A 5,597-nucleotide genomic window follows, 5' to 3' on the forward strand; every position below is an offset into this window, starting at 1 on the left:
AGCGGTTTCTTTGGTTCGTTTCTTTATCGCTCAATAAAGAAATGAACCCGGCTGCCGGGCCGGGACCCGGCGGTTCTTCCTGTCTTCTGTCTTCAGGGGACACTTCCCTGAGATTCGGGTAGTGTCCCGGTCCAACGACGACCAATCCAACCAAAAAAATCAAGGTCGTCAATGGGAGAGTCCAACCTTTTATCTACTCTCATCTGCGAATAGCCAAGAAAAAGCCCCGCCGGAGCAGGGCTTTACTAATTGGGGCCCGACATCGGTCGAGGCGGGTGTTTCGTAAAAAAATTCCTGTTCAGGAATCAACCCGGGCGCGCAGTTCTTTACCGGTTTTGAAAAATGGGGTTTTTTTCGACGGGATCCTGACGACTTCACCACTTTTCGGGTTCCGTGCCTCCCGGGCATCACGTTCACGGATACTGAATGATCCGAACCCGCGAATCTCGACACGATCGCCATCGGCCAGGGCATCGCCGATACTGCCGAAAATGGTATTAACAATCAGTTCAGCTTCTTTCTTGTTCAGGCCGGAATTGACATCTGAGAGTTGCTCGACAAGTTCGCTTTTCGTCATAACCTGTTACCTCCTGTTGATCCATTCCACAAAAATTGTAAGCCGGAAGAAGTCTCTTCATGAAGGCCTCGCCTGAATTGGCCGATGGCCTCCTGCATGAAATATTCAAACAGGCCCGGTTTTTCTTCCGGCGGATAAATCAGACGCGGTTCACCCTGAATCTCCGCCATCGATGCGGCGAGGCTGACTGCGTCCCTGAAGTTACCCAACTGATCAACCAGGCCGATCTTTTTGGCCTGGTTCCCGGAATATATCCGTCCGTCTGCAAGGGTCAGAACATCATCCAGTTCAAGTTGACGGCCCTGGGCGATAGCATCGACAAACTGGCGATGCACATCATCAACCAAACCCTGCAGAATCGCTTTATCCTCGTCGGTCATCGGTCGAATCGGCGACCCTATATCCTTGCGATCACCGCTTTTGACAACGCTGTTTTTAAGACCGATTTTGTCGAGCAGTTCCTGGTAATTGGTAAAGGCCATGATAACACCGATACTGCCGGTGATGGTTCCGGGATTGGCAACAATTTTATCGGCCGGAGCGGCAATATAATATCCGCCGGATGCAGCGACAGCGCCCATCGAAACAACTACAGGTTTTTTTTCGACCAGTCGCTTGACTTCGGTATAGATTTCCTGGGAAGGCCCTACCCCGCCGCCGGGGGAATCGATCCTTAAAACAACGGCTTCAATCGAATCGTCTTTGGCGAAGGAAACGATCTCTGTAACCGTCTTGCCAGACGAGACAATCGGACCGATAACCTGAATGACTCCAACCTTGTGACCGAGCGGCAGTGATGACGAATTCCCGGCAATGCTGGCGACAATCACAACCAGCAGCGCGAAGCTGACAAATACGCCCCCGATCACCAGCAGGGCCATGAGGAAAGGCCGTTTCTTCATATCCGGATCCGATGAAAAGAAAGACCCCCGCATCAATGACGCAGGGGTCCGTAGTTTGTCTGGGTTCAGTCTGATTCGGATTCGTTGTTTTTATTCATTGCACCCTGAACCAGTGCGCCGAGATTGGTCGTCGCACTCTCCTGGGCACCCATGAACGCATCGACTTCCGCCTGCTCTTTCTGACTGTCAATCTGCTTGATTGAAAGAGCGATCTTGCGGTCAACCGTATCGACATTCAATACGACTGCTTCAACCTGATCACCGACATTGGCAAAATCTTTCGGTGAGTCAACTTTTTCGGTACTGATTTCAGAAACATGGATGAGTCCTTCGATCCCCTCTTCCAGTTCGATGAAAATACCGAAATCAGTGACCGATGTCACCTTGCCTTTGACAATGGTACGCGGTGCATAACGGGTTGGAATCGATTGCCACGGATCTTCTACCAGCTGCTTGATGCCGAGCGAGAAACGCTCATTTTCGCGATCGATATTGAGGACAACCGCCTTGACGAGATCGCCCTTTTTGTAAAGTTCGGAGGGATGTTTAATCCGCTTGATCCAGGAGAGATCGGAGATATGAACGAGTCCGTCGATCCCCTCATCAACACCGACAAAAACACCGAAGTCGGTAATGTTTTTAACCTGTCCTTCAATGATCGTACCGGCCGGGAACTTCTCGCCGATGACGTCCCAGGGATTCGGCTCGACCTGCTTGAGACCTAGAGAAATTCTGCGGTTCGGGATATCGAGTGCAAGAACGACCGACTCGACTTCATCACCGACGTTGAGAACCTTGTTCGGATGCTTGACCCGCTTGGTCCAGCTCATTTCGGAAACATGGATCAATCCTTCGATACCGTCGCCGAGTTCAATGAACGCACCATAATCGGTCAGGCTGACGACCTTGCCGTTGACCTTTGCCCCGACCGGGAAATTGGCTTCAACTTCAAGCCACGGATCGGTTGTCGTCTGCTTGAGACCGAGTGAGACACGTTCTTTTTCCTTGTCAAATTTCAGAACCTTGACATTGATATTATCGCCAACATTGAGAATGTCGGAAGGATGATTCACCCGCCCCCAGGACATATCGGTAATATGCAGCAGACCGTCAATGCCGCCGAGATCTATAAATGCGCCGTAATCGGTCAGGTTCTTGACGACACCTTCGATGACCTGCTCCTCTTCGAGAGTCTTGAGCGTTTCACCACGGTGCGCCTCTCTCTCCTCCTCAAGGAGGACACGACGGGAGAGTACGATATTGCCGCGACGCTTGTTGAGTTTGATGATTTTGAACTGATAGGTCTCGTTCAGCATCTTGTCGAGGTTGCGGACAGGACGAAGATCGACCTGTGACCCCGGAAGGAAAGCATTGACACCGATATCGACAGTCAGGCCGCCCTTGATCCGGGAGACAATACGACCATCAACGACCGCGCCTTCTTCAAGATCGTTCCAGACCTTCTGGCGATCAGCCTTCTCCTTGGAAAGGGAAATCAGACCGTTTTCATTCTCGGTTCTTTCAATCAGAACGTCGAACTGGTCACCGACCTTGATTTCAGCAGGGTCAACTTCACCGGAAAACTCGCGCAGGGGGATCACCCCTTCCGACTTGCCGCCGACATCAACAACAACCGTATCGTCGTTGACCTGAACAATCGTTCCGGTGACAACATTGCCCGGTTTCAGTTCCTTGATGCTGTTTTCAAAGAGGGCTGCAAAGCTCTCTTCCATCTCGGAAGAGTCCATCTCTTCCATTTCTTCGTTTGGGTTGACAGTTTCGTTGTTTTCTACCATTACCTTTATGTTACCCCTTTGGTGTTTTTTTCACTCCTCGAAGAGAGCGTTTGTGACCGTGTCACGAAGCAGGACAATATCATAAAGATTTTTAAAAAACAAACCCTTATTTACCTACTTGCGCGACTCTTTCGTAAACCTCATCGATGATCCATTGCGGAGTTGAAGCACCCGCAGTAATCCCGACTGAATCGATCTGTCCAAACCATTCGTCCCTGATCTCGGCGGCAGTTTCGATGTGATAGGTTACGGGCTGAATTTTTTTGCAGATACGGGCCAGGCGGGAGGTATTGGCGCTGTTGTAACCGCCGATGACCAGCATCAGATCCGCCTGGCCGGCAAGCGAACGCGCCTCCTGCTGCCGAACCGTTGTGGCGTCGCAGATCGTATTAAAAACCCGCAGTTCCTGGCACTTGCTGAGGCAGGCTTCGACAATCCGGGCAAAGTTATCATACGATTGAGTTGTCTGGGCAACAATGCCGATCTTTTTCAGATAAGGGAGTTTTTCGGCTTCTTCAAGGTTGGCGACGGTAAAGACATCTTTATTCCCGGCATAAGAGATAATCCACTGAACCTCCGGGTGTTCCGCTTCACCGGCGAGAACAACAGCGTACCCATCACGGCTCAACTGACCGGCAATATCCTGGGCTTTTTTGACAAAGGGACAGGTCGCATCGATGATATTCAAATCCTTGGCGAGAATCCGGTGTAATTCGTCGGCAGAAATACCGTGCGAACGGATGATCACCGCCCCGTCGTTGATCTCGTCAATGTCACTGACGACATCGACGCCCTGTTCTCTGAGTTTTTCGACCATCTGCGGTGAATGGATAATCGGACCGTGTGAACAGATTTTCGGATGTTCGCGAGCCGCATCAAAAGCCATGTTCGTCGCCCGCTTGACGCCGAAACAGAAGCCGGCGCTTTTGGCCAGAAGAATCTCCACGCCCTACTCCTTCTGCCGGGCCGAAACGACGGCAAGCATCCGGTCAAGAACCTGGCCAATGGTGAGTCCGTCGGTATCGATTACGATCGCGTCTTCTGCCTGAACCAGGGGGGAATGCTGGCGTTGACTGTCTGCGAAGTCACGGGCTTCGACCTCGCTTATGGTCCGGGCAAGGTCGACATCGTGCCCTTTTGCCCGCAACTCTTCAAAGCGGCGGCGACCACGTTCGCCGGCCGAGGCAACCAGAAAGAGCTTTACCTGTGCCTGCGGAAAGACGACCGTACCGATATCACGCCCCTCGAGAACAACTCCGCCCTGCTCACCCAGTTGACGCTGCCGCGAAACCATCGCCCGGCGTACCGCCGGAATAGCGGCAACCTCCGGAGTCAGCGTTGATATCTCAGGGTTTCTGATCTCCTCAGACACATCAATATCATTGAGCAAGATCCGGTCGCCTCCGGCGCCGGGCCGGAACCGGATGTTGATATTCTGCAGAAGATCGTCTACCGCTTTATCATCGGACAAGTCGATGCCATTCTGGCGAACGGCCAGAGCGACGCTCCGATACATGGCGCCGGTATCAATATTGATATAATCGAGCTTTTGCGCCAGAAGTTTACTGAGAGTACTTTTTCCGGCCCCGGACGGGCCATCGATGGCAACGATCAGTCTCTTCATCTCAGGCACCACTGACCTTTTCGAGAATATTCCAGAAACCGGGAAAAGAGGTTTCGGTGCAGGCGGTGTCGCTGATCGTCACTTCATTACGACAGGCCAGAGCCGCAATCGCCATGCTCATGGCAATCCGGTGATCGCCGTGCGATTTGACCGCTCCTCCGGACAGGGTCTCGCGGCCGGTCACAAGCATCCCGTCCGCACGCGCTTCGACCCCGGCGCCAAGAGTATTCAGTTCGTCAACAATCGCTGCAATGCGGTCGGTCTCCTTGACCCGCAATTCGGCAGCATCACAGATTTCGGTCGTCCCCTCGGCCAAGGCGGCGGCGACGCTGATAACCGGAAATTCATCGATCGCCCGGGGGACCACCTCGCCACCGATCCTGACCCCTTTGAGCCGGCTGCTGGTTACCAGAATATCAGCGACCGGTTCACCTGAAACTTCGCGCTGATTCTGCAATTCGAGCCGACCACCCATTGCGCACAATATGTCGATGATACCGCTGCGGCTCGGGTTGACACCGACGTTGCGGATGAGCAGTTCACTCCCGGGAACGATCAGGCCGGCGACCAGAAAAAAGGCTGCCGAAGAGATATCACCCGGCACATCGATTCCCCGGGCGGTCAGTTCTTGCCCCGGCGTCACCCGCACACCGCCGGCAAAAGACTCAATATCGGCGCCAAGACAACGGAGCATCCGT

The 5,597-nt window shown here is 53.0% G+C and carries 6 protein-coding genes; all 6 read right to left on the reverse strand.

Annotation, left to right across the window (positions count from 1 at the left end; all coding sequences use genetic code 11):
• Positions 1–298: 298 nt before the first annotated feature.
• Complete coding sequence (locus C0623_07325; protein PLY00407.1) at positions 299–577, reverse strand: integration host factor subunit beta; 279 nt, start codon at positions 575–577, stop codon at positions 299–301.
• The gene (gene sppA / locus C0623_07330; GenBank protein ID PLY00411.1) at positions 574–1,479 is read right to left on the reverse strand and encodes a signal peptide peptidase SppA; all 906 of its coding nucleotides are present in this window, start codon (positions 1,477–1,479) and stop codon (positions 574–576) included. The genes C0623_07325 and sppA overlap by 4 nt, the downstream gene beginning before the upstream one ends.
• 65 nt (positions 1,480–1,544) lie before the next feature.
• On the reverse strand, positions 1,545–3,275 hold the full coding sequence (locus tag C0623_07335; protein ID PLY00408.1) for a 30S ribosomal protein S1: 1,731 nt from the start codon (positions 3,273–3,275) through the stop codon (positions 1,545–1,547).
• Positions 3,276–3,381: 106 nt separating this feature from the next.
• Positions 3,382–4,221 carry a 4-hydroxy-3-methylbut-2-enyl diphosphate reductase gene (gene ispH / locus C0623_07340; protein ID PLY00409.1) on the reverse strand — a complete coding sequence of 280 codons (840 nt, stop codon included), beginning with the start codon at positions 4,219–4,221 and terminating at the stop codon, positions 3,382–3,384.
• Positions 4,222–4,224: 3 nt separating this feature from the next.
• A complete protein-coding gene (locus tag C0623_07345) occupies positions 4,225–4,899 on the reverse strand; it encodes a (d)CMP kinase (protein PLY00410.1) in 675 nt (224 codons plus the stop codon).
• A gap of 1 nt (position 4,900) precedes the next feature.
• Positions 4,901–5,597, reverse strand: a 697-nt coding sequence (locus tag C0623_07350) for a 3-phosphoshikimate 1-carboxyvinyltransferase (protein PLY00412.1), incomplete at its 5' end; no start/stop codon positions are given.

Source organism: Desulfuromonas sp., from assembly GCA_002869615.1.
Lineage (GTDB): Bacteria > Desulfobacterota > Desulfuromonadia > Desulfuromonadales > UBA2294 > BM707.

Excerpts from the sequence above, each read along its gene's own strand:
- C0623_07325 (PLY00407.1), bottom strand. The coding sequence starts at position 577 with ATGACGAAAAGCGAACTTGTCGAGCAACTCTCAGATGTCAATTCCGGC.
- sppA (PLY00411.1), bottom strand. The coding sequence starts at position 1,479 with ATGAAGAAACGGCCTTTCCTCATGGCCCTGCTGGTGATCGGGGGCGTA.
- C0623_07335 (PLY00408.1), bottom strand. The coding sequence starts at position 3,275 with ATGGTAGAAAACAACGAAACTGTCAACCCAAACGAAGAAATGGAAGAG.
- C0623_07345 (PLY00410.1), bottom strand. The coding sequence starts at position 4,899 with ATGAAGAGACTGATCGTTGCCATCGATGGCCCGTCCGGGGCCGGAAAA.